Here is a 22972-nt window from a genome sequence, read left to right on the forward strand (position 1 = left end):
GGCAACACCAAAAGGGAGGGCACGGAAGGAAATCTACAGGCGGTTCGCGGCGATCACATCGCGATACCACAGCGCGCTGTCCTTGAGGACCCTGGCCTGCGTCGCGTAGTCCACGTGCACGATGCCGAACCTGCGCCGGTAGCCCTCCGCCCACTCGAAGTTGTCGAGCAGCGACCAGACGAGATAGCCCCGGAGGTCGGCCCCCGCCTCGATGGCCCGGCCCACCTCGCGCAGGTGGCCGCGGAGGAAGGACACCCGGTCCGCGTCGTGAACCCTGCCGTCCTCCACCACGTCGTCGAAGGCCGCGCCGTTCTCGGTGACCATCAGGCCCACGTCCGGATAGTCCTTCGACAGCCGCACCAGCAGCCGCGACAGGCCGTCGGGCACGATCGGCCAGCCCATCGCGGTGACCGGCGCGTCGACGGGGGCGAAGCGGATGTCCTCCGAACCCGGCCAGGCCGCGTCCGCCGGCAGCCCGGGCCCCGCCTCGACCACGCACGGGTTGTAGTAGTTGATCCCGATCAGGTCGATGGGCGCGTTGATCGCCTCCAGGTCGCCGTCCAGGATGTGGCCGGTGCCGCCGTTGCGCCCGGCGGCGGCCAGCACCTCCTCCGGGTAGCGGCCGTGGAGCGCGGGGTCCAGGAACTGCCGGGTCAGCAGCGCGTGGACCCGGTCGACGGCCGCCGCGTCGGCCTCGTCCGGCACCGCCTCGTGGTCGTTCACCTGGGCCGGGGTGAGCACGGGGGAGGAGTTGACGACCAGCATGATGCCGGCCGCGCCCGCCTCCCGCAGCCGGGCCGCCGCCAGGCCATGGCCCAGCAGCAGGTGGTGGGCCGAGCGCATGGCGGAGGCCGGGTCCTTGCGCCCGGGCGCGTGCACGCCGTTGCCGTAGCCGAGGAAGGCCGCCACCCACGGCTCGTTCAGCGTCGCCCAGTTCTGTACGCGGTCGCCCAGCCGGTCGTGCACGACGGCCGCGTACTCGGCGAAGCGGTGGGCGGTGTCGCGGTCCGCCCAGCCGCCCCGGTCCTCCAGCGCCTGGGGGAGGTCCCAGTGGTAGAGCGTGAGGTACGGGGAGATCCCGGCCTCCAGCAGCTCGTCCACGAGCCTGTCGTAGAAGGCCAGCCCGCGCGGGTTCGCCGGCCCGCGCCCGTCGGGCTGGATGCGCGGCCAGGCCACCGAGAACCGGTAGGCGGCCAGGCCCAGCTCGCGCATGAGGGCGACGTCGTCGCGGTATCGGTGGTAGTGGTCGCAGGCGACGTCGCCGGTGTCGCCGTCGGCCACGTTGCCGGGGGCGTGGGAGAAGGTGTCCCAGATCGACTGGCCTCGCCCGTCCTCCTTGACCGCCCCCTCGATCTGATAGGAAGCCGTAGCGGCACCCCAGACGAAGTTTTCCGGGAAAATCATCCCTTGACCGCTCCTTGCATGATTCCGCCGATGATTTGCTTGCCGAACAGGGCGAAGACGATGACGAGCGGCAGGGTCCCCACCGCCGTGCCCGCCAGGCCCAGTACGTAGTCGTTGACGTATCCGCTGGCCAGCGTCGACAGCGCCACCTGGACCGTCGGGTTGTCCGGGGTGAGCACGACGAGCGGCCAGAAGTAGTCGTTCCAGGCCGACATGAACGTCAGCATGCCCAGCACGGCCGCCGCGGGCCGGGCGGCGGGCAGCACGACGTGCCAGAACAGCCCCCAGGTCGTGCAGCCGTCGACCCGCCCCGCCTCCAGCAGCTCCGTCGGCAGCGCCCTGCTCAGGTACTGCGTCATGAAGAACACGCCGAAGGCGTTGACGAGCGCCGGCACGATCAGCGCGTAGTTGGTGCCGGTCCACTCCAGCTTGATCATGAGCATGTAGAGCGGGATGATGCCCAGCTGGGCCGGCACCATCATGGTCGCGACCGTGATCACGAGCATGATGTTCTTGCCCCTGAAGCGCAGCTTGGCGAAGGCGAACCCGGCCAGCGTCGAGAAGAACATCACCGCGATCGAGATCGACCCGGCCACGATGAACGAGTTGAGCAGCGCCAGCCCGAACGGCACCGTGTCGAAGACCCGGGCCACGTTGGCGAAGAAGTTGCCGCCGGGCAGCAGCGGCGGCGGCACCTGGGCCAGCGCCGAGTTGTGCCGGGAGGCCACCACCACGCTGTAGTAGAGCGGGAAAGCGGAGAAGAACGCCACCGCCGTCAGCGTCAGATAGCGCAGCTTCATATCACTCCGCCCTTCACGCGCCTCGTCACCAGGTAGTTGATGCCGGCGACGACCACGACGAACAGGAACATCACCCACGAGGCCGCCGAGGCGTAGCCGAAGTCGAACTTGGTGAACCCGTGCTCGTAGACGTAGAGCGCCAGCGTCTGGAACTGCCGGTCCGGCCCGCCCGTGACGAGGCCGCCCCCGCCGCCGCTGCTGGTGCCGAAGAGCAGCGGCTCGGCGATGACCTGCATGGCGCCGATGGTCGAGACGATGACCACGAAGATGATCGTCGGCCGGATCATCGGCACGGTGATCCTGACCAGCTGCTTGAGGTTGCTCGCCCCGTCCAGGGTCGCGGCCTCGTACAGCTCGCGCGGCACGGCCTGCATGGCGGCCAGGAAGATGAGCGCGTTGTAGCCCGTCCACCGCCACATGATCATCACCGAGAGCGCGAGGTGCGAGGTCGCGGTGCCGGCGGCCCAGTCGATCTGGCCCACGCCGAACCACGACAGCACCCAGTTGATCAGGCCGAAGTCCCGCCCGAACAGCTGGCTGAAGATGACCACCACGGCGACGACGCTGGTGACGTTGGGCACCAGCAGCGAGACCCGGAAGAGGGTCTGGAAGCGCAGCCGCCTGTTCAGCAGGTGCGCCAACCAGATGGCCAGCACGAGCTGCGGCGCGGTCGACAGGATGCCGATCGACAGGGTGTTGAAGGTGGCGTTCCAGAAGTAGTCGTCGGCCAGCAGCGTCCCGTAGTTCCGCATCCCGACGAAGGTCTGCTCCTCGTCCAGGAGCGTCCACTCGTGCAGGCTGACCCAGGCCGTGTAGGCGAGCGGGAACAGGCCGAACGCGGCGAACAGCAGGAAGAAGGGCGCCACGTAGGCGTACGGCGACACCCTCGTGTCGAGGGTGTGCCGCACACTTGTCCTACGCCTCCGCCCTACAGCGAGAGGGAGGGTGCTCATTTGATCTTCTTGACGTCCTCGAGCACCTGCGCCCACGCCTCGTCCGGGGTCTGCTTGCCCTGCTCGACCCGGCCCAGGCCGTTGCCGATGGCGACCCGCACGTCGGCCTCCTTCGGGCCGAGGTGCTGCGGCTTCAGCGCCTTGGCGGCCTCGGAGTAGATCTTGCCGATCGGGGCGTCACCGAAGAACGGCTTGGTGAACGACTGGATCGACGGGTCGTCGTACAGGGCGGGGATGGACGGGAAGGTGCCCTCCTCCTTGAAGACCTTGGCCTGGTTCTCCTTGGAGGTCAGGAAGTCGATCAGCTCGGCGGCCTCCTTCGGGTGCTTGCTCTGCGCGGGCACCATCAGGTGGGAGCCGCCGCTGTTGCCGGAGCCGCCGGGCACGGTGGCGATGTCCCACTTGCCGGAGGCGTCCTGGGCCTGCTCCTGGATGAACCCGGTCATCCAGGCCGGGCAGATGATGGTGGCGAACGAGCCCTTGGCGAAGCCGGTGTTCCACGGCGGCGAGAAGGCCGCGAGCTTGGCGGTCAGGCCCTCGGTGGTGATCTGGTTGGACAGGTCCCAGGCCTTCTTCACGTCCGGGTTGGAGTCCACGATGATCGTGTCCTGCGCGTCGTAGAGCCCGACGGGCGCCTGGTTCACCATGGCGCGGAAGATCTCACCGGGGGAGTCGACGAACTTGGCGCCCTCCACGTTGGCGGCGGCGAACTTCTTGCCAGTGGCGATGTAGTCGTCCCACGTCGGCCAGAGCTGCCCGACCTCCTCCCGGTCCTCGGGCAGCCCGGCCTTCTTGAACAGGTCCTTGCGGTAGCACATGGCCAGGCCGCCGACGTCGGTGCCGAGGCCGAGCAGCTGCCCGCCGTCCTTGCTGAGGCCCTGCTGCCACTTCCAGTCGAGGTACTCCGGCTGCCGCTTGTCGAGCCCGAACTGTTTGAGGTCGGTGAACTTCTGCGGCTGCGCGGTGAAGGTGCTGATGTAGCCCACCTCGACGCCCTCGATGTCGGCGGCGCCGGCGTTCGTGGCCAGCCGCTTGACGAGGTTGTTGTGGTGGTCGTTGAACTGGGTGACGTTCTCGACGATCTCGACGTTCGGGTGGGTCTTCTTGTACTCCTCGTAGAGCGGCTTGAAGCCGAAGTCGCCGAAGAGGTTGACGGTCAGCTTGATCTTCTCCGCGGGCGCGGCGTCGGCGCCCGCGGTGTCGCCGCCGCCACCCCCGCCGCCGCCACCGCACGCGGTGGCGAGGCCGAGCAGGGACGCGGTGATCAAGGGTACGGCGATGCGCCGGAAACGAGGAGCCATGGAGCCCTCCGGGACTGGGAGCCTTGGGGGAAGTTGCGAGAGAGCGCTCTCCGAAAACTTTCGGCCAGATCACCGCGGGCTGTCAACGGCTGTTGGGTAACGATCCCTGTTATGAAGAGAGCGATCTCAGGACGGGAAAGCCTTGCCGTGCGGGTGGTGGCGGATCCTTCCAGCCCTGCTCGGTGCACGGACCTCCTCGAACACCGCGATGCCCGGCGCGCGCCGGAACCGCGGCCCGTACTCGCCCAGGGAGCGCTCTCTCAGCAGGTCGAGGGCGCGCAGGCGCACCGACTCGGCGCGGCCGCGGTCGTCAGCTGAGCACCCGGCCGACCATCCGCGCGTACATCCGCCCCGGGCTGGGAGAGGACGTGAGGAAGCCCGGCAGCATCGGCAGCGCCACCGCGAACGGTTCCAGCAACCGGTAGAGCTCGTCGGCGTCGGCGGGCCGGTCGCCCGGCTGCTTCTCCAGCAGCCGGGCCAGGAGGGCGCCCAGCCCGGCGGGAAGCCCGGGGATGGCCGGTGGCCGCTCCTTCACCTGCTTCTCGAACACCACGTAGTCGGTCGGCCCGGTGAACAGCTGCCTGCCCGTCAGCATCTCGTGCAGGACGCAGCCCAGGGAGTAGAGGTCGCTGCGGGGCTCGGCGACGCCGTGCTGGATCTGCTCCGGGGCCATGTAGGCGGGCGTGCCCAGGATCTGCCCGATCCGGGTGAAGGTGGTCACGTCGGCGTCCCGGAGCATCGCCAGGCCGAAGTCGAGCACCTTGACGCTGCCGTCGGGGCAGAGCATGAGGTTGGTCGGCTTGAGGTCGCGGTGACAGATCGACAGCGCGTGCGCGGCCGTCAGGACGGCGCAGGCCTGCGCGGCGATGGCGGCGGCCCACGGCACCGGCAGCGGCCCGTGCTCGCTCACCACGTCGGCCACCGTGACGCCCTCGATGAACTGCATCACCTGGTAGAGCCGCTGCTCGTGGGTGCCGAAGTCATAGAGGACGGGGGCGCCCGGGTGTTCGAGCCGGGCCAGGATGCGCGCCTCGCGGGTGAAGCGGAGCTCCAGCTCCTGATCGGGGCCGCTGGGCAGGCGCAGCAGCTTGACCGCGACCTTGCGATCGAGGTGGCGGTCGTGGCCCGCGTAGACGGCGCCCATGCCGCCCTGGCCGAGAGGAAGATCGTCGAGCACATAGCGGTCGCCGATGACCATATGCCCCCCTCCCGCGCCCTTCCGGGGAAAAACTACACCGTCAGGACTGTGGGTGCAGGTGGCCGTCGGTGAGCCCGTCGAGACCCAGCCGGATCAGCGTCTGGCCCAGCTCCGACGTCTCCCGCAGCGCGTCTTCGAGCACCGCGAGCTGCCGGAACGCCTCCCCGTACGGGCGCTGCTCCTTGAGCGAGAGCCGCGGCAGGCGGGTGCGTCGCACGTCGAACCTGCTGGAGCCGGTGGACGCGCGGCTGCCGGCCGCGCGCAGGAAGCCCGCCAGGAAGTCGGGGTCGAGCCTGCGGGCGTCGACGCGGTAGAGCGTCAGCTGCGGGCCGAGCACGCCGCCGCCGTCGGAGATCACCCGTACGGAGGAGTAGGAGGCGACCACGTCACCCGGCTGGATCGGGACCAGGCCCCGCTGGCTGATGGTGCGGCCGGACGGGGGAGCCCCGGCGGACAGGTCGTCGGCGGTCAGCACCGGGAGGTCGCCGTCGCCGACGGCCATCCTGGGCGGGGCCTGCGAGACCGCCACCAGGCCCTCCTTGATCAGGTCGCCGACCGTGGTGGCGGGCTGGTCGAGCGGCTGCTCCAGCACCTTGAGGTCGGGCGGCGTGGTCGCGGCCGCCAGGAACCGGTCGCGGGTCTCGGCGAACGCCCGGCCCACGTTCTCCCGCCGCTGGTGGCGGGCCGGGGTCATGTCGACCTCGTCGGCCAGCAGGTCGATGATGCGTACGGTCTGGCCGGAGCCGTCGCGCAGGTAGGCGCGCCAGGCCGGCTCCACGACGGACGGGTCGGCGGCGGCGTCGAGGATCAGCACGTCGGACGGCGGCCGCTCGCCCGCGGCCGGGCGGCGCAGCAGCCACAGGTCGCAGCCGGGCAGGGCCACCACGGCACGCAGCGCACCGGCGCGCAGCAGGTTGGCGCGGATGCGCCGGCCTGCTTTGCGGCTCGCGGCGGCGGGCGGCATGAGGATCGCGACCAGGCCGCCCGGCTTGACGTGGGTCAGGCAGTGTTGCACCCAGGCCAGCTCGGGCTCGCCGCGCGGCGGCAGGCCGTACTCCCACCGGGGGTCGCCGACCAGCTCCTCGTAGCCCCAGGCTCGCTCGTTGAACGGCGGGTCGCAGACGACCGCGTCGGCCTTCTCGCCGGCGAACGCGTCGTGCCGCATGGCGTCGCCGGACGTGATCGTGGCGTCGGCGTCGCGCAGCCGCAGCCGCGAGGCCGCGATCGCGGCGGAGCTCTCGCTCAGCTCCTGCCCGAGCAGCCGCCGCGTCACCGCCCCGCCCCCGCCGGCGGCGTGGAGCAGGAGGGTGCCGACGCCGCAGGCGGGGTCGAGGACGGTGGGGGCGTCGCCGACGAGGGCGACCATCAGGCCGGCGATGTCGTCGCGGGTGACGGAGAGCTGCCGGGAGTGGGCCTCCAGATAGCGCTCGACGAGGAACTCGTAGGCCGTCAGCGCCCCGTGGCGCTCGGCCAGCTCCGACACCGGCTCCGCCTGCTCGGGCCCGAGGTCGCTGTCGCCCGAGGTCAGCAGGGCGCCGGCCTGGGCCACCACCTCGCCGAGTCGCAAATCTCCCGCGGTTTTCAGGCGTTGCCACGCACGGTCCGCCACCGACAACTGGTAGGACTTCCCGTAGCGGCGCAGCCACGCCTCCACTTGCGGCAGCGAGAAGAGGGGTTGATTGGCCGTGCCGCCTATGGGCAAAGGGAAGTCGTCGTGGCGGCGGCGCCAGTTGCTGACGGCGGCACGCCCGACACCGGCGAGCCGGGCGATGTCCCCGGCGTTCAGGGTCGGGTCGTGGCTCATGGGGCCACCATAGTTCAATGGAGTCTTCAGCGCATCTGCTTGTGAAGTCTTTCAACCAGTGATTTACTGCGGGGTATGAAGCACAACATCCGCTATGCCGCCGGATCAGATGTGGGCCGCCGCCGGGAGCAGAATGAGGATTCCGGATACGCGAGTGGCCGGTTGCTCGTGGTGGCTGACGGGATGGGCGGACACGCGGCCGGCGAGCTGGCGAGCGCGGCGGCGATCGCCGTCATGCGCGAGCTCGACGCCACGCTTCCCGAGACGGGGTGCGACCTGGAGTCGGCGCTCGACGGCGCGGTCCGCGAGGCCGGGCGCAGGCTTGTCGAGCTGGCCGAGATCGACCCCGCGCGCAGGGGCATGGGCACGACGGTGACCGCGATGTTGTTCGACGGCTTCCGGTTCTCGCTGGCCCACCTGGGTGATTCTCGCGGATACCTGCTTCGCGACGGCGCTCTTTACCAGATGACCAAGGACCACACGCTCGTCCAGTCGATGGTCGACGAGGGGCGCATCACCGAAGACCAGGCCGCGGTCCACCCGCGCCGCTCGATGGTGCTGCGCGTGCTGGGCAGCGAGGGCAGGGCTGACGCCGACCTGGCGCTGCGTGAGGCCGACCCCGACGATCGCTACCTCCTCTGCTCCGACGGGCTCACGACGGTGCTCGGGCCCGAGGTCCTGCACGAGGTGCTGACCACGGTGGCAGACCCGGCGGCGGCCGTCCAGCGGTTGATCGATCTGGCCAACGAGGGGGGCTCGCCCGACAACGTGACCGTCATCGTGGCCGACGTGGTCGCCCCAGGCGCGGGAGACGACCAGATCTACCGCGTGGGCGCGGGCGCGTAACACCACCGGTCCCACCTGCCTCTGGTCTCACTTGCGCACCACAACCGAAATATCGGCTCATAGCTTGACACTTTCCGGGTGTCACGCGCACATCCGAGGTGCCGCGATTACAGTCCATCGTGATCTGCCACGCCTCTGGGGGGAGTCGAGCTGGACCCGATCGCGGATAAGTTACTCAAAACGGTCCGAAAGGAACTCGGGTACCGGGAGAAGGACGGCCAGCACACCAAGTTCGGCCACTGGTACGCCGAGCGCGTCCAGGACCCCCAGTACAAGGACGCGCCGTGGTGTGACATGTTCATCGCCTGGGCCGCCGACAAGGCCGGCATCGGCGAGTACGTCGGCCAGTTCGCCTGGACACCGTCCCATGCCGTCTGGTTCATCGAGCAGGGCGCCTGGACGAAGAAGCCCGAACCCGGGGCACTGGTCTTCTTCGACTGGCGGGGCGGCAAGAGCTACAAGGGCGTCGACCACGTCGGCATCGTCGAACGGGTCGAAGGCGGCAAGATCCACACCATCGAGGCGAACGTCGACCGCGTGTGGCTCAAGCGCAAGGTCCGCGACACCGACAAGGTCGTGGGCTACGGCCTGCCGCGGGTCGTCCAGGCCAACGCCGAGCGGACGGAGATCCGGGAGACCGAGCACCCGTTCCCCTTACGCGAGCGGGCCGACAAGCCCGGGAGCAACCCGCTCGACCTGATCGGCACGCCGGTGGCCCTGCTGCTCCTCATCGTGGTCACCACCGTGGTGATCGCCTTCCGCCTCGCGGGCCGTCGCCGCGGCCATCATCGTCACGGTCCGTGGAACGAGCCATCGGCCCAGCCGGAGATCGAGCGGATCGGACCCCAGTACGTCATGCGGAGCCCGGTGCCCACCCAGCCCGGGCCGCCGCCGCGGGAGTCGGTGGCCGCGGGCGCGCCGCGCCGCCGCCGTCCCTACGACCCCCAGCCCTGACCCTCAGGACTCCAGGGAGATGACGACCTTGACGTGGTCGCCCTTCTCGAAGGCCGCCTCGTACTCCTTCAGCGGGAGGCGGCGGGTGATGAGGGCGTCCAGCCAGGAACGGTCCGCTTCCTGAAGGGCCTTCGCGGCGTCCCGGTAGTGGCGCAGGTTGGCGTTGACGGTGCCGAAGACGACGTCGTTCTCCAGCACGATGTCGCGGTTGATCTGCCCCGCGTCCGCCCGCAGGTGCCGTCCGCCGCTGGAGACGCCGGTCAGGCAGACGATGCCGGCCGCCGCCGTGTTGAGCATGGACTCGAAGACGAGTGACCCGGAACCGGTCGCCTCGATGATGATGTCGGGCCGGTAGCCGCCGACCGCGTCCAGGCTGCTGCCCGAGTGGTAGGTGGCGCCCAGGCCGGTGACCAGCTCGGGCTTGAGCCCGCTCTCCGCCCGGTCCAGGACGTGCACCTCCAGCCCGCGCTGCTTGCTGAGCAGCGCCGCCAGCAGCCCGATGGGCCCGGCCCCGGTGACGAGCACCCTCTCCGGCTGGAACCAGGCCCGCGAGCCGATCCGCTCGATGTGCTCCCACGCCTTGGCCAGCACGGACGTGGGCTCGACCAGCACGCCGAGCACTCCCAGCGCCGGGTCCACCTTGACCGCGTAACCGGCCTCGACCGTCCACTGCTCGCTGCCGTAGCCGTCGCGTTCCTTGATGCCGCGCTCGGTGTACTCGCCGTTGCGGCACATGTCGAACTCGCCCCTGGCGCAGGCTCCGCAGGGCACCGGGTCGGGCCGGCGCACCACGCCCACCACCAGGTCGCCGGGGGAGAACGCGGACCCCTCCGGCGCCTCCAGCACCCGCCCCAGCGACTCGTGCCCGAGGATCATCGGCTCGTCTCCCGGGAAGCCGTACTCGCCCGAGACGAGCTCTCTGTCGGTCCCGCAGATGCCCAGCGCCAGGCCCTGGACCAGCAGCTCGCCCGGCTTCGGCCGGGGATCGGGAACCTCCGTGACGCCGAGCGTGCCCTGCTTGCCCGGCACCAAAGTCATCGCACGCATGAGGCACCCCTACCCAGGGAAGCCTGGGAAATAGTAGGACGTCCTAGTATCTTCATGACAGGGCCACTGACGAAGGAGTGAGCAGGCGTGCATGTACCCGTGCATCCCGTACGTTTCGTGACGGCGGCGGCGTTGTTCGACGGTCACGACGCGGCGATCAACATCATGCGGCGCATCCTCCAGACCCAGGGGGCCGAGGTCATCCATCTCGGGCACAACCGCTCGGTGGAGGAGATCGTCGACGCCGCGATCCAGGAGGACGTCCAGGGCGTGGCGATCAGCTCCTACCAGGGCGGCCACGTGGAGTTCTTCACCTACCTGGTGGACCTGCTGCGCGAGCGCGGCGCGGACCACATCAGGGTGTACGGGGGCGGCGGCGGGGTGATCGTGCCCGAGGAGATCGAGCTGCTCCACTCCCGGGGCGTCGCGCGGGTCTTCTCGCCCGAGGACGGCCAGCGGCTGGGCCTGCCCGGGATGATCAACAAGTTGGTCGAGGAGTGCGACGTCGAGCTGGAGGGCGTGCCCTCGGTGGAGGCCGTGGTCTCCGGCGACCAGGCGGCGCTGGCCCGCGCGATCACCCTCATCGAGTCGGGACGGGCCCCGGCGGAGCTGGTCGAAGGACTGCGCGCGGCCCGCAGGAACGCCCCGGTGCTGGGCATCACGGGCACCGGCGGGTCGGGCAAGTCCTCGCTCACCGACGAGCTGGTCCGCCGGTTCCGGGTGGACAACGACGACAAGCTGCGCATCGCGGTCATCGCCATCGACCCGACGCGCAGGCGGGGCGGCGGCGCGCTGCTCGGCGACCGGATCAGGATGAACAGCCTGAGCCCGCAGACCTACTTCCGCTCGCTCGCCACCAGGGGCGCGCCCAGCGAGGTGCCGGCCTGCCTGGACGACATGATCACCGCCTGCCGGGCCGCCGGGCACGACCTGGTCGTGGTCGAGACGCCCGGCATCGGGCAGGGCGACGCCGGCATCGTGCCGCACGTGGACGTGCCGATCTACGTGATGACGCCGGAGTTCGGCGCCGCCTCCCAGCTGGAGAAGATCGACATGCTCGACTTCGCCGAGGCCGTGGTGATCAACAAGTTCGAGCGGCGCGGGGCCGAGGACGCGCTGCGCGACGTGCGTCGCCAGATGGTGCGCAACCGGGAGGCGTTCGGCGTCAGGCCCGAGGACATGCCGGTGTTCGGCACGATCGCGGCCCGCTACAACGACGCCGGCGTCACCGCCCTCTACCACCACCTCAAGGACCTGCTGGCGGAGAAGGGCCTGCAGGCGGGCCCCGGCCTGCTGGCGCCCGTCCAGGGCCGTACCTCGCAAGCGTCCGCGGCCATCGTGCCGCCGTCGCGGGTGCGCTACCTGGCCGAGATCGCCGAGAGCGTGCGCGCGTATCACGAGGAGACCCGCGTGCAGGCCGAGGTGGCGCGCCGCCGCCAGCAGTTGGAGGCGGTGCGGGCGCTGCTCGGCGAGGAGGACGAGCGGCTGGCGAGGCTGAGCGAGCAGGCTGAGCGCGAGCTGACCGAGGAGAGCCGGGCGCTGCTGGACGACTGGCCCGAGACCAGGGCCCGCTACAGCGCGGACGAGCTGGTCGTACGGGTGCGCGACCGGGAGATCCACACCCCGCTCTGGCGCGAGACCCTGTCCGGCAACCGCGTCCCCCGGGTCGCGCTGCCCCGCTTCGAGGACCACGGCGAGCTGCTGCGCTGGCTGCGCGCCGAGAACCTGCCGGGCCGGTTCCCGTTCACCGCGGGCGTGTTCCCGTTCAAGCGGGACGACGAGGACCCGACGCGGATGTTCGCCGGCGAGGGCGACCCGTTCCGCACCAACCGGCGCTTCAAGCTGCTGTCGGAGGGCCAGCCGGCGACCCGGCTGTCGACCGCGTTCGACTCGGTGACGCTGTACGGGAACGACCCGGACCTCCGGCCCGACATTTACGGAAAAGTCGGGACGTCGGGGGTGTCGATCGCGACGCTCGACGACATGAAGGTCCTGTACGACGGCTTCGACCTGTCGTCACCCAGCACGTCCGTGTCGATGACCATCAACGGCCCCGCGCCGACGATCCTGGCCTTCTTCCTCAACACCGCCGTCGACCAGGCGCTCGACCGCTTCCGCGAGGAGCACGGCCGCGAGCCGTCGGCGGAGGAGGCGGGCGAGCTCCGCGCCCGCACGCTGGCCACCGTGCGCGGCACCGTGCAGGCCGACATCCTCAAGGAGGACCAGGGCCAGAACACCTGCATCTTCTCCACCGAGTTCAGCCTGCGGATGATGGCCGACATCCAGGAATGGTTCATCCGCAACCGGGTCCGCAACTTCTACTCGGTGTCGATCTCCGGCTACCACATCGCCGAGGCCGGCGCCAACCCGATCAGCCAGCTCGCCTTCACCCTGGCCAACGGCTTCACCTACGTGGAGGCGTACCTGGCGAGGGGCATGGACGTGGACGACTTCGCGCCCAACCTGTCGTTCTTCTTCTCCAACGGCATGGACCCCGAGTACAGCGTGCTCGGCCGGGTGGCCCGGCGCATCTGGGCGGTCGCCATGCGGGAGAGGTACGGCGCGGGGGAGCGGTCGCAGAAGCTCAAGTACCACATCCAGACCTCCGGCCGGTCGCTGCACGCGCAGGAGATGAACTTCAACGACATCCGCACCACCCTGCAGGCCCTGATCGCCGTCTACGACCACTGCAACAGCCTGCACACCAACGCCTTCGACGAGGCCGTCACCACCCCGTCGGCCGACTCGGTGCGCCGGGCGATGGCGATCCAGCTCATCATCAACCGCGAGTGGGGCCTGGCGCGCAACGAGAACCCGCTGCAGGGCTCGTTCGTCATCGACGAGCTGACCGACCTGGTGGAGGAGGCGGTGCTGAGCGAGTTCGAGCGGCTGTCCGACCGGGGCGGCGTGCTCGGCGCGATGGAGACCGGCTACCAGCGCGGCAAGATCCAGGACGAGTCGATGCTGTACGAGACGCGCAAGCACGACGGGTCACTGCCGATCATCGGGGTCAACACGTTCCGCAACGGCGACGACCACGTCCCGCACAAGCTGGAGCTGGCCCGGGGGACCGAGGAGGAGAAGCGCTCGCAGCTGGATCGGCTGACCGCCTTCCAGGAGCGGCACCGCGACGAGGCCCCGGCGGCGCTGGCCCGGCTGCGTGAGGTGGCGATGTCCGACGGCAACGCCTTCGAGGTGCTCATGGACGCGGCCCGCGTGTGCACGCTGGGCCAGATCACCGAGGCGCTCTTCGAGGCGGGCGGGCAGTACCGCCGCAACGTCTAGTTCCTGCGGGCGACGCCGCACAGGCCCAGCGAGGAGGAGGGGTCGTCGACGAAGTCGATGGTGTCCTCCTCGGTGGGCCGCCATTCCGGCAGCCACACGAGCCCGGGTTCCAGCAGTTCGAAACCCTCGAACAGGGCCGCGATGCCGGCGCGGTCGCGCAGCACGAGCGGCGAGGTGGCCCGGCTGTAGACCTCGGTGCCCTCCTCGACGGCGTCAGGCCGGGAGTCGCTGGTGCCGTGGCTCAGGACCAGGTAGCTGCCCGGGGCCATCGCGTCGCGCAGCGTACGGATGATCTCGCGCGGGTTCTCGGACTCCTGGACGAAGTGCATGATCGCGACCAGCAGGACGGCGACGGGCTCACGGAAGTCGATGATCCTCCGTACCTCCGGGTGGTCGAGGATCTCCTTGGGATTGCGCACGTCGCCCTGGACGGCGGCGTTGTCCTGGCCGTCGAGCATCATCCTGGCGTGCACCAGGACCACCGGGTCCAGATCGACGTAGACCACCCTGGAGCCGTCGGCCACCTCGTGCACGGCTCCCTGGCTGGGCAGGCCCGTGCCGATGTCGAGGAACTGCCGGACGCCCAGACCGGTCAGGTGGCGTACGGCCCTGCCGAGGAACGCCCGGTTGGCCCGCGCGGCCAGCTTCGCCTCGGGCACGATGCGGAGGATCTGCTCGGCCGCCTCCCGGTCAGCCGGGAAATGGTCTTTTCCGCCCAGGTAGTAGTCGTACATCCGGGCGACGTTGGGCGTGTTCGGATCGAACTCCATGGACGCTGACTCCAACCGGCTGCCCCCCAGGTCCGGAGATGAGAATATCTTTCCAAGATTCTATGCGCCAGTAATGTGATTTGTGGGGAAGATGTCTGGTTTCAAAAGCGAGAATTCCGCCCTGCGAGACGACACCGGAGTTCCCGTCCAGATACCGGAGACGGTTTCCGGCATCGTCTCCCTCGTGCCGTCGCTGACCGAGTCGGTGGCCGCCACCCTGCCCGGCGCCCTGACCGGCGCCACCGACTGGTGCACGCACCCGGCGGACCTGGACGTGACCAGGGTCGGGGGCACCAAGAACCCGGACCTGGAGGCCATCCGGCGGCTGCGCCCCGACGTCGTGCTGGCCAACGCCGAGGAGAACCGCGCCCCCGACATCGAGGCGCTGCGCGCGGCCGGCGTGCCCGTCTGGGTGACCAGGATCGAGACGCTCGACCAGGCCTTCACCTCGCTGGCCCGCATGTTCACCGGCGCCTGCCGCACAGCCGTCCCCGCCTGGCTGGCCGAGGCCGGGGAGGTCTGGCGCGAGCCGTACCGAGGCCCGCGGCGCACGGCGGTCATCCCGATCTGGCGCCGCCCCTGGATGGTCGTCGGCCGCGACACCTTCACCGGCGACGTGCTGGCCCGGCTCGGGGTGCGCAACCTGTACGCGGACCACCCCGAGCGCTACCCCAAGATCCCGCTCCCCGAGCTCGCCGGCGCCGCCCCCGACCTGGTGGTGCTGCCGGACGAGCCGTACGCCTTCAGCGACACCGACGGCCCCGAGTCGTTCCCCGGCCTGCGCTGCGTGCCGGTCAGCGGCCGGCTGCTCACCTGGTACGGGCCCTCGCTCACGGAGGCCAGGGCGGAGCTGGAGCGGGCGCTCAGGTGACGGCGCCGGACCGCGCGGCCAGCGCGGCGTCCACGGCCCGCGGCGACAGCACGTGCTCCATGACGATCACCGCGGTGCCCACGATGCCCGCCCGGTCGCCCAGCGAGCTGGTGACGATGTCCAGGTTGCGGGTCGTGTACGGCAGGCTCCTGCGGTAGACGCTCTCTCTGATGCCTGTCAGGTAGTGTTCGCCGGTCTCGGCCATGTCGCCGGCCAGCACCAGCACGCCGGGGTTCAGCAGGCTGACCGCGGTGGCCAGCACGACGCCCAGCGTCCGCCCGCCCTCCTGGACGCGCGCGATGGCCGCAGGGTCGCCGCTGTGGACCAGCCGCACCACGTCACGGCTGGTGTCGCGGCCCAGGTCGGTGGCGATGGCGTGGCCGCTGGCCAGCGAGGCCACGCAGCCGCGCGAGCCGCACGTGCACACCCGGTCGTCGGACTCCGACAGCCGGACGTGGCCCAGGTTGCCGGCCGCCTCCTCGACGCCCCGGTAGACCCGGCCGTCCAGCACGATGCCGGTGCCGATCCCGGTCGACACCTTGACCAGGACGAGCGACGCGCAGCCGCGCCAGGACGACCACCACTCGCCCAGCGCCATCGCGTTGGCGTCGTTCTCCACCAGGACAGGCACCTCGAACTCCGCCCGCAGCGCCTCGCTGATCGGATGGTCGTCCCAGCCGGGCATCAGGAACGACCTGATCATCCGCCCCGAGGCGTGGTCGACCGAGCCGGGCAGGTTGAGCCCGATGCCGCAGACCTGGCCGGCGGGGCGGCCGGTGCGGTCGAGCAGCCGCCGGAACGCCTGCCGCACCCACGTGAGCACCGCCTCCGGACCCCGCGCGATGCGCATCTCGATGTGCTCCTCGGCCATCGGCCGGGCCGCGAGGTCGGTCAGCGCGACCCGGGCGTGACTGGCGCCGAGGTCGGCCACCAGCGCCAGCCGGCTGGTGGCGTCGATGTCGAGCACCGAGGGCGGCCGCCCGCCCCCGGAGGTCGCGACGCCGGACTCGTGGATGTATCCGGCCTCGATCAGCCGGTCGACCCGGTCGGTGACGGTCGACCGGGACAGGCCGGTGACCTCGATCAGTTCCTTGCGGGTGCGGCAGGTGCGGTCGCGGATGAGCTGGAGGACCTGCCCCGCCGTCAGCATGGGTCTATCCTTTCTCCGCTCCCGCCGTGAGCCCTTCCGTGAGGAGCCTCTCACTGGCGAAGAAAATGATCACGATGGGCAGTGTCAGAACCACCGATCCTGCCATGAGCACCGTCGTCGGGATCTCGATACTGCCCGCAAGCTGTGAGAGCCCGAGCGAGACGGTCCAGCTGTCCCGCTTCTCCACCAGGAGGAGCAGGGCGAACAGGAACTCGTTCCAGGCGATCATGAACACGTAGAGGCCGGTCGCCATGAGCGCGGGCTTGGACAGCGGCAGCACCACCCGCCAGATGGTCGACAGGCGGCCGCAGCCGTCGATCGCGGCCGCCTCCTCCACGCTCTGCGGCACGGTCTCGAAGTAGTTGCGCAGCATGTATACCGTGACGGGCACGGTCTGCGCGATATAAACCAGGATCAGGCCGACGAGCGACCCCCGCAGCCCGAGCATGGTGAACAGCACGAACAGCGGAATGGCCAGCACGATCGCCGGGAAAAGATAGACCGCCAGAAACAGGAAATGCACCTGGCGGCGCCCGAAGAACTCCAGCCGGGCCACCGCGTACGCGCCGGGAATTGAGATCAGCAGGGTCACCGCCACCGACGCGACGGCGACGATCGCGCTGTTGCGCATGAAGGTCAGGAACCCCTGCCGGTCCAGGACGTCCGCGTACGTGTCGGAGGTGAAGCTCCGCGGCCAGAGCGAGCCGGGCTCCAGGATCAGCTCCTGGATGTCCCGGAACGACAGCATGACCATGTAGTAGAAGGGGAACGCGGTGGCCAGGAAGAGCACCGCGATCACCACCGGCCGCAGCACCCTGAACAACGCCCGCTCGAACCTATCCCTGCTCACCGCGTTCACCTCCGCCGAAGAACCTGAGATAGACGACGAGGAACACGACCAGCACGACCGCGAGCACGATCGCCTGGGCGGCCGAGGCGCCGATGTCGTCGCGGGCGGTCAGGAAGTTGTAGACCCGCACGCTGACCACCTCGGTGCCGGCGCCGCCCCCGGTCAGCAGGTAGACGTCGTCGAACTTGGTGAACGTGAACACGAACCGCAGCACCGACAGCAGCGCGATGATCCGCCACAGCTGCGGCAGGATCACGTAGCGGAAGCGCTGGGTCGGCGTGGCCCCGTCGACCACCGCCGCCTCCTCCAGCTCCGACGGCAGCGCCTGGATCCTGGCCAGGATGAACAGGAAGGCGAACGGGAAGTAGCGCCACGCCTCGAAGGCGATCACCGTGAGCAGCGCCACCGGCACCTCGACGCCCAGGAAGGTGCCCCGGGCCTGGGTGAGGAAGGCGATCGGCTCCTCCAGCCAGGTGTTGACGATCCCGTACTGCGGGTTGAGCATCGTCTCCCACAGGAACGCCACCGCCACGACCGGCGCCACGTACGGGATCAGGATCGAGGCCCGCACCACCGTGCGGCCCCTGAACCGGCCGCGCAGCGCCAGCGCCGCGACCAGCCCGATCACGATCGACAGCGCCGTGCCCGCCACCGTGTAGACGAGCGTGTTGACCAGGGCCGACCAGAACCCCGGCTCGGCGAGCACGTACGCGAAGTTGTCCAGCGTGTAGTCGCCGAAGAGCCCGGACTGGCGGATGTTGATCAGCCGGACGTCCTGGAACGCCAGCATGATCGCCCACAGCAGCGGCACGACCACCACGACCAGCGTGATGACCAGGGTGGGCGAGATGAGCGCCAGCCCGGCCCTGCCCTCCTGCTCCGGCAGGGTGCGCCCGCGCCTCACTCGCGGATCCCGCGCTTGATGGTCTCGACCTCCCGCGTGGCCTGGGCGGCGGCCTGCTGAGGAGTGATCGATCCGGCCACGACCGCGCTCAGCGCGGTGGGCACGGGCAGCTCGCCCATCACGGCGCCGACCAGCTTGCCCTGGCCCTGCGGGATGCCCCACCGGTCGAACGTCTCGGGGCTGGTGCGCAGCGCTTCGAGCACCTCGGGTGGGTAGATGTCGCCCAGCGGCTTCTTGGTGTCGACGCCGGCCTCCAGCGCCTCCCACTTCTCCGCGTAGCCCTGACGGGTGGGGAACTTGCCCTCCGGCGCCATCCCGAGCCACCGCTCGTAGCCCTCGTTCATCATGTACGAGACGAACCTGCTCGACGGGTCCGTCTTGGCGTCACGCATGATCGCCCACGAGACGATCTCGCCGTACTGCGCGGGCGCGCTCCCGCCGGGCCCCTTCAGCGCGGTCACGACGCCGGTGTTCTCGGCCAGCCACTCGGGGTTCTCCCGGCACTGCTCGCAGCTCGGCAGCGCGTCCTTGCGCAGCCCCGCCAGTTCGTCGAGGATGAACGACGACCAGATGGTCATGGCCGCCTTGCCGGAGAAGTAGGTGGCCCTGGTGGAGTCGACGTCCTGGGTGCCCTTGACCGAGTAGTTCTTCGCCAGGTTCGTGTAGAACTCGAAGGCCTTCACGCACTGCGGCGAGTCGAGCGTGACCTTCCCCGCGTCGTCCACCAGCTCGCAGCCGTTGGCCAGTGCCACGTGCTCGAAGCTCTGCGCGGTGAAGGAGTCCTTCGGCGCCACGGCGAGCGTGATGCCCGCGACGCCGCCGGTGTTCAGCTTGGCCGCGGCCGCCTCCAGCGCCTCGTAGGTGTCGGGCGGTCGCAGGCCGGCCTTCTCGAACAGGTCCTTGCGGTAGAGGATGAGCTGGGCCCAGCCGTCGCTGGGCACCGCGAGCAGCTTGCCGTCGCCGGTGTCGAGCTCCAGCGCGCGGGCCGAGAACGTGTCGCGGCCGAGCTGGTCGACGATCTTGCCAGGGGTCTCGGTGTCCAGGAGGTCGTTGGCCTCCAGCTCGCGGACGGACGCCAGCGGCAGCGCCCCGATCACGTCGGGCAGGTCGCCCGCCGCCGCGGCCGAGGTGACGACCTGGCTGAACTGGTCCTCGGCGATGCCCACGAGCTCGACCTGGATGCCGGTCCGCTGGGTGAACTCCTTGACGATCTGCTGTTGCACGGCCATCCGGTCCTCGAGGTTCTCCTCGGTCCAGACCGTGATCCGGTTGCCGGCTTCCTGTTCGTTGCCGCCGCCGCAGGCCGCCAGGCAGGTCGCCGACAGCAACGCGACGGAGAGGACGGCGGTTACCTTCTTCGGCATGACGCGCTCCTCCGGATGGGGATATGCGGCCACTTACCCTCTGATCAGGTCGCGCAACGCAGCGGAGGCGTTTCCGCACCTCCCGCCGCACCGGGCACTGACCACGACCGTCCCTTCCGCCGCCCGCGGTTGGTACTCACGGCCCGGCGAACCGTAAAGGGAGGGTCTGCGCAGGGCGAAATTCTCGTATCCGTCAGACGCGGCAGACGACGCCGAAAGGATCAATCTGATCGGATTTCGGTCATCGAGGCGAAGTGGTTCCGGCTGGTACCAGCGGCCGGGACCCTCTCTGGAGCTGCTCTGCCGCAAATAGCGGGTAAGGTCGCTTTCCAGAACTCGATGTCTGAAACCCCTTTTTGCTGAAGTTTCTCGTACGGAAGTCGTAGACTTTAGAGTGATCCGCCCCCGACTACGGTGTGCGGAGCAGTACTAATCCCGTGACTTTTGATTGATCAATAAGCGTAAGTTGTTGGGGAATGCGCGTCATCACCTTCGAAGAACCGGGCCAGGTCTCCGTCAGCCTGGAACCGCCCGCCGAGCTCGTCCCGGGCAGCGTGCGCGTCCGTACGATGTACTCAGGTGTCTCCGCGGGCACCGAGCTCACCGCCTACCGCGGCACCAACCCCTATCTCAACCGCAGGTGGGATGTCGAGCGACGCCTCTTCCTCGATGGGCGGACGCACGCCTACCCGCTGACCGGCTGGGGCTACCAGGAGGTCGGCGAGGTGGTGGAGGCGGCGCCCGACGTCGCGGAGCCCGCCGTCGGCAGCGTCGTCTGGGGCATCTGGGGCCACCGCGCCGAGGCCGTCGTGCCGGCCGCCCGGCTGGCCGGCCACGTCCTGCCGCCCGGCGCGACCCCGCTGCACGCGGTCTTCGCCCGGGTCGGCGCGATCGCGCTCAACGCCGTGCACGCCGCCGACATCCACCTCGGTGACCAGGTCGCCGTCTTCGGACAGGGTGTCATCGGCCTGCTCGCCACCCGGCTGGCCGTGCTCAGCGGGGCCCGCGTGGTGGCGGCCGACGCCATCCCGTCCCGCCTGGAGCTGGCCAGGCAGTACGGCGCGGCCGAGACCTTCGACGTGAACGCCGGCTCGGTCGCCGAGTTCATCCGCAAGCGGATCGAGGGCGCCGACACCGCGATCGAGCTCAGCGGCAGCCACCTCGGCCTCCAGGAGGCCATCCGCACCGTGCGCCGGGGCGGCCGGGTCGTCGCCGCCGGCTTCTACCAGGGCGACGGGCTCGGGCTCCGGCTGGGCGAGGAGTTCCACCACAACCAGGTGCAGCTGATCTCCTCCCAGATCGGCGGCGTCGCCTCCTGGCTGTCCCACCGCTGGGACGTCGAAAGGCTCCAGCGGACGTTCATGGAGGTCGTGCACCGGGGCGAGCTCGACGTCAGCGGCCTGGTCACCCATCTGGTGCCCGTGGACGAGGCGCCCGCGGCCTTCGACCTGATCGACAAGCACCAGTCCGAGGTGCTCCAGCTCGTCTTCACCTTCGAGGAGTCACAGTGAAGCTCGCCGCCCAGGAGCAGCTCCTGCCGGGCCGGTCCCTGCAGGAGAAGTTCGCGTTCGCCGTCGAATCCGGGTTCGACGCCATCGAGCTCCGGGGCAAGGGCGACTTCCACTTCGCGGGCCGGCTCACCGAGCTGAAGCGCGCGCTCGCCGACGGCGTGGTCATGCCGACCGTGTGCGTCGACATGCCGCACTTCATCGGCGACTTCGACCCGGCCAAGCGCAAGGACGCCATCCAGCAGCTGCGCTCCCAGCTGACGGTCATCGGCGAGCTGGGCGGGGTCGGCGTCATGACCCCCGCCTCCTGGGGCCAGTTCTCGCTCCGGCTGCCCCCGTTCACGCCCCCGCGCAGCGCGGCCGACGACCGCGAGGTGCTCGCCGAGGCGCTGGGCATCCTGGGCGAGCACGCCCAGCGCAACGGTGTGCTGATCATGCTGGAGCCCCTCAACCGGTACGAGAACCACATGGTCAACACCCTGGCCGAGGCCGTCTCGTACTGCGCCATGGACTCGATCAGGGTCGTCGGCGACACGTACCACATGAACATCGAGGAGGACGACCCCTGCCGCTCCCTGGTGGAGGCCGCCCCCTACCTCGCGCACATGCAGATCAGCGAGTCCAACCGCAACCAGCCGGGCACCGGTCACCTCGACTGGGGCGCCCAGCTGGCCGCCCTCGACGCTGTCGGCTACGACGGCTACCTCGCGCTCGAATGCCGCCTGCGCGGCGAGCCCGAGATCGTCCTCCCCCAGACAGCGGCCTTCATCAGGAAGTTCCTATGATCCTCCGCGACGCGCTGCGCGTCCTGATCGACAACTGGGACGGCAGCCACACCGTCCCCTCCCGCACGCTCTACCCCCACCAGTGGAGCTGGGACTCCGCCTTCATCGCCATCGGCCACGCCCGGTGGTCGCCCCGGCGGGCCAGGACTGAGCTGCTCAGCCTGTTCGGCGCCCAGTGGCACGACGGCAGGGTGCCGCACATCGTGTTCAACCCGGCGGTGCCCGAAGGCGCCTACTTCCCCGGTCCCGGGTTCTGGGAGGCGCGCTCCCCGTCCGGCTGGACCACCTCCGGCATCGTGCAGCCGCCCGTGCACGCGCTGGCCGCCTGGCGGGTCCACCTGGCCGAGCCCGACCCCGCCTTCCTCGCCAGGATCTACCCCAGGCTGGTGGCGCAGCAGGAGTTCCTGCGCGCGCAGCGGCGCGGGCCCGACGGGCTCGTCTCGATCGTGCACCCCTGGGAGTCGGGCATGGACAACAGCCCGTCCTGGGACCTGCCGCTGACCGCGGTGGAGCCGGTGCCCGACGGCGTGGCCCGCCGCGACCTGTGCCACATCGACCCGGCCGAGCGGCCCACGGACCGCGACTACGAGCGCTACATCGCGCTCGCCCGCGCCTACCGCGACACCGGCTACAGCCGCGCCTGCGCCTTCCAGGTCGAGGACCCGCTGTTCAACGCCGCGTACGGGATCGCCGAGTCGACCCTGGCCGAGATCGCGCGGGTGATCGGCCGTGATCCCGCGCCGCACCATGCCGAGGCCGAGGCGGTCACCGCCGCCATGGTCGAGCACCTCTACCAGGACGGCCTGTTCCACTCCCGTGACGCCATCACCGGCTGCCTGATCCGCTCCGGCAGCGCCGCCGGTCTGGTGCCGCTCATCTTGCCGGGCCTGCCCCGCGACATCGCGAACGCGCTGATCGGCACCGGCCTGGACCTGTTCGGTCTCAAGGACGGCGTGCTGCCGAGCTACTCCCCGGCCGCCCCCGGGTTCGACCCGGTGCGCTACTGGCGCGGCCCGAGCTGGATCAACGTGTCGTGGCTGGTCTGGCAGGGGCTCAAGGCCCGCCGCCCCGACCTGGCCGGCGCGCTGGCCGACGGCATGATCGGCGCGGTGGGCCGGTCCGGCTTCCGCGAGTACTTCCACCCCTTCACGCTGGAGGGGCACGGGTCCGGCGACTTC

19 protein-coding genes and 1 pseudogene are annotated in these 22972 nt (G+C 70.1%); 7 read left to right on the top strand and 13 right to left on the bottom strand.

The features are described 5' to 3' along the window. Positions 1-33: 33 nt before the first annotated feature. The 7 genes from ACZ6YG_RS22110 to ACZ6YG_RS22140 all read right to left on the bottom strand — a co-directional run bounded on the left by ACZ6YG_RS22110 (position 34) and on the right by ACZ6YG_RS22140 (position 7460). Entirely contained in the window at positions 34-1404 is a 1371-nt protein-coding gene (locus tag ACZ6YG_RS22110) for a GH1 family beta-glucosidase (RefSeq protein WP_466019082.1), read from the bottom strand. Then, positions 1401-2204: a carbohydrate ABC transporter permease gene (locus ACZ6YG_RS22115; RefSeq protein WP_148033975.1), complete on the bottom strand. Its 804-nt coding sequence runs from the start codon at positions 2202-2204 to the stop codon at positions 1401-1403. The genes ACZ6YG_RS22110 and ACZ6YG_RS22115 overlap by 4 nt, the downstream gene beginning before the upstream one ends. Beyond that, complete coding sequence (locus ACZ6YG_RS22120; protein ID WP_148033974.1) at positions 2201-3157, bottom strand: carbohydrate ABC transporter permease; 957 nt, start codon at positions 3155-3157, stop codon at positions 2201-2203. Before ACZ6YG_RS22120 ends, ACZ6YG_RS22115 begins: the two co-directional genes overlap by 4 nt. Beyond that, the gene (locus ACZ6YG_RS22125; protein WP_148033973.1) at positions 3154-4458 is read right to left on the bottom strand and encodes an ABC transporter substrate-binding protein; all 1305 of its coding nucleotides are present in this window, start codon (positions 4456-4458) and stop codon (positions 3154-3156) included. The genes ACZ6YG_RS22120 and ACZ6YG_RS22125 overlap by 4 nt, the downstream gene beginning before the upstream one ends. 126 nt (positions 4459-4584) lie before the next feature. Further along, positions 4585-4746: a hypothetical protein gene (locus ACZ6YG_RS22130; protein WP_466019083.1), complete on the bottom strand. Its 162-nt coding sequence runs from the start codon at positions 4744-4746 to the stop codon at positions 4585-4587. 22 nt (positions 4747-4768) lie between these two features. Beyond that, complete coding sequence (locus tag ACZ6YG_RS22135; RefSeq protein ID WP_148033972.1) at positions 4769-5656, bottom strand: serine/threonine-protein kinase; 888 nt, start codon at positions 5654-5656, stop codon at positions 4769-4771. A gap of 40 nt (positions 5657-5696) precedes the next feature. Continuing rightward, entirely contained in the window at positions 5697-7460 is a 1764-nt protein-coding gene (locus tag ACZ6YG_RS22140; protein ID WP_466019084.1) for an HsdM family class I SAM-dependent methyltransferase, read from the bottom strand. Positions 7461-7535: 75 nt separating this feature from the next. Here ACZ6YG_RS22140 and ACZ6YG_RS22145 point away from each other — a divergent pair, with 75 nt between their 5' ends. After that, a complete protein-coding gene (locus ACZ6YG_RS22145) occupies positions 7536-8306 on the top strand; it encodes a PP2C family protein-serine/threonine phosphatase (RefSeq protein ID WP_148033970.1) in 771 nt (256 codons plus the stop codon). 159 nt (positions 8307-8465) lie between these two features. After that, positions 8466-9260, top strand: a complete 795-nt coding sequence (locus ACZ6YG_RS22150) for a CHAP domain-containing protein (RefSeq protein ID WP_466019198.1) — start codon at positions 8466-8468, stop codon at positions 9258-9260. A 3-nt stretch (positions 9261-9263) separates the two neighbouring features. On the opposite strand, the gene ACZ6YG_RS22155 is transcribed toward ACZ6YG_RS22150, so the two are convergent. Further along, the gene (locus ACZ6YG_RS22155) at positions 9264-10307 is read right to left on the bottom strand and encodes a glucose 1-dehydrogenase (protein ID WP_271275471.1); all 1044 of its coding nucleotides are present in this window, start codon (positions 10305-10307) and stop codon (positions 9264-9266) included. 87 nt (positions 10308-10394) lie between these two features. Here ACZ6YG_RS22155 and icmF point away from each other — a divergent pair, with 87 nt between their 5' ends. Further along, positions 10395-13592, top strand: coding sequence for a fused isobutyryl-CoA mutase/GTPase IcmF (icmF, locus tag ACZ6YG_RS22160; RefSeq protein ID WP_466019085.1), 3198 nt, complete (start codon positions 10395-10397; stop codon positions 13590-13592). Here icmF and ACZ6YG_RS22165 read toward each other — a convergent pair. Then, a complete protein-coding gene (locus ACZ6YG_RS22165) occupies positions 13589-14362 on the bottom strand; it encodes an SAM-dependent methyltransferase (protein ID WP_466019086.1) in 774 nt (257 codons plus the stop codon). The genes icmF and ACZ6YG_RS22165 overlap by 4 nt on opposite strands. Positions 14363-14453: 91 nt before the next feature. Here ACZ6YG_RS22165 and ACZ6YG_RS22170 point away from each other — a divergent pair, with 91 nt between their 5' ends. After that, the gene (locus tag ACZ6YG_RS22170) at positions 14454-15233 is read left to right on the top strand and encodes a helical backbone metal receptor (RefSeq protein WP_466019087.1); all 780 of its coding nucleotides are present in this window, start codon (positions 14454-14456) and stop codon (positions 15231-15233) included. Here the strand turns inward: ACZ6YG_RS22170 and ACZ6YG_RS22175 are convergent. The 4 genes from ACZ6YG_RS22175 to ACZ6YG_RS22190 are packed head-to-tail and all read right to left on the bottom strand — an operon-like array spanning position 15226 to position 19501. After that, positions 15226-16383, bottom strand: a complete 1158-nt coding sequence (locus tag ACZ6YG_RS22175) for an ROK family transcriptional regulator (RefSeq protein WP_219545670.1) — start codon at positions 16381-16383, stop codon at positions 15226-15228. The two genes, ACZ6YG_RS22170 and ACZ6YG_RS22175, sit on opposite strands and share 8 nt — an antisense overlap. Positions 16384-16387: 4 nt before the next feature. Beyond that, positions 16388-17233 (bottom strand): carbohydrate ABC transporter permease, encoded by an 846-nt coding sequence (locus ACZ6YG_RS22180; protein ID WP_466019088.1) that lies wholly within the window; start codon positions 17231-17233, stop codon positions 16388-16390. Further along, complete coding sequence (locus ACZ6YG_RS22185) at positions 17220-18137, bottom strand: carbohydrate ABC transporter permease (protein ID WP_219545671.1); 918 nt, start codon at positions 18135-18137, stop codon at positions 17220-17222. The genes ACZ6YG_RS22180 and ACZ6YG_RS22185 overlap by 14 nt, the downstream gene beginning before the upstream one ends. Then, positions 18134-19501, bottom strand: a complete 1368-nt coding sequence (locus tag ACZ6YG_RS22190) for an ABC transporter substrate-binding protein (RefSeq protein ID WP_466019089.1) — start codon at positions 19499-19501, stop codon at positions 18134-18136. Before ACZ6YG_RS22190 ends, ACZ6YG_RS22185 begins: the two co-directional genes overlap by 4 nt. Positions 19502-19977: 476 nt before the next feature. On the opposite strand from ACZ6YG_RS22190, the gene ACZ6YG_RS22195 reads away from it, so the two are divergent. The 3 genes and pseudogenes from ACZ6YG_RS22195 to ACZ6YG_RS22205 form a co-directional block, all read left to right on the top strand. Then, positions 19978-21012, top strand: a complete 1035-nt coding sequence (locus tag ACZ6YG_RS22195; protein ID WP_466019090.1) for a zinc-dependent alcohol dehydrogenase — start codon at positions 19978-19980, stop codon at positions 21010-21012. Then, positions 21009-21794: a sugar phosphate isomerase/epimerase family protein gene (locus tag ACZ6YG_RS22200; RefSeq protein ID WP_148033961.1), complete on the top strand. Its 786-nt coding sequence runs from the start codon at positions 21009-21011 to the stop codon at positions 21792-21794. The genes ACZ6YG_RS22195 and ACZ6YG_RS22200 overlap by 4 nt, the downstream gene beginning before the upstream one ends. Continuing rightward, positions 21791-22969, top strand: a pseudogene (locus ACZ6YG_RS22205) (MGH1-like glycoside hydrolase domain-containing protein); the annotation flags it as partial. The gene ACZ6YG_RS22200 and the pseudogene ACZ6YG_RS22205, both read left to right, overlap by 4 nt. Between the last annotated feature and the right edge of the window lie 3 nt (positions 22970-22972).

The organism is Nonomuraea sp. NPDC054003 (genome assembly GCF_055585125.1).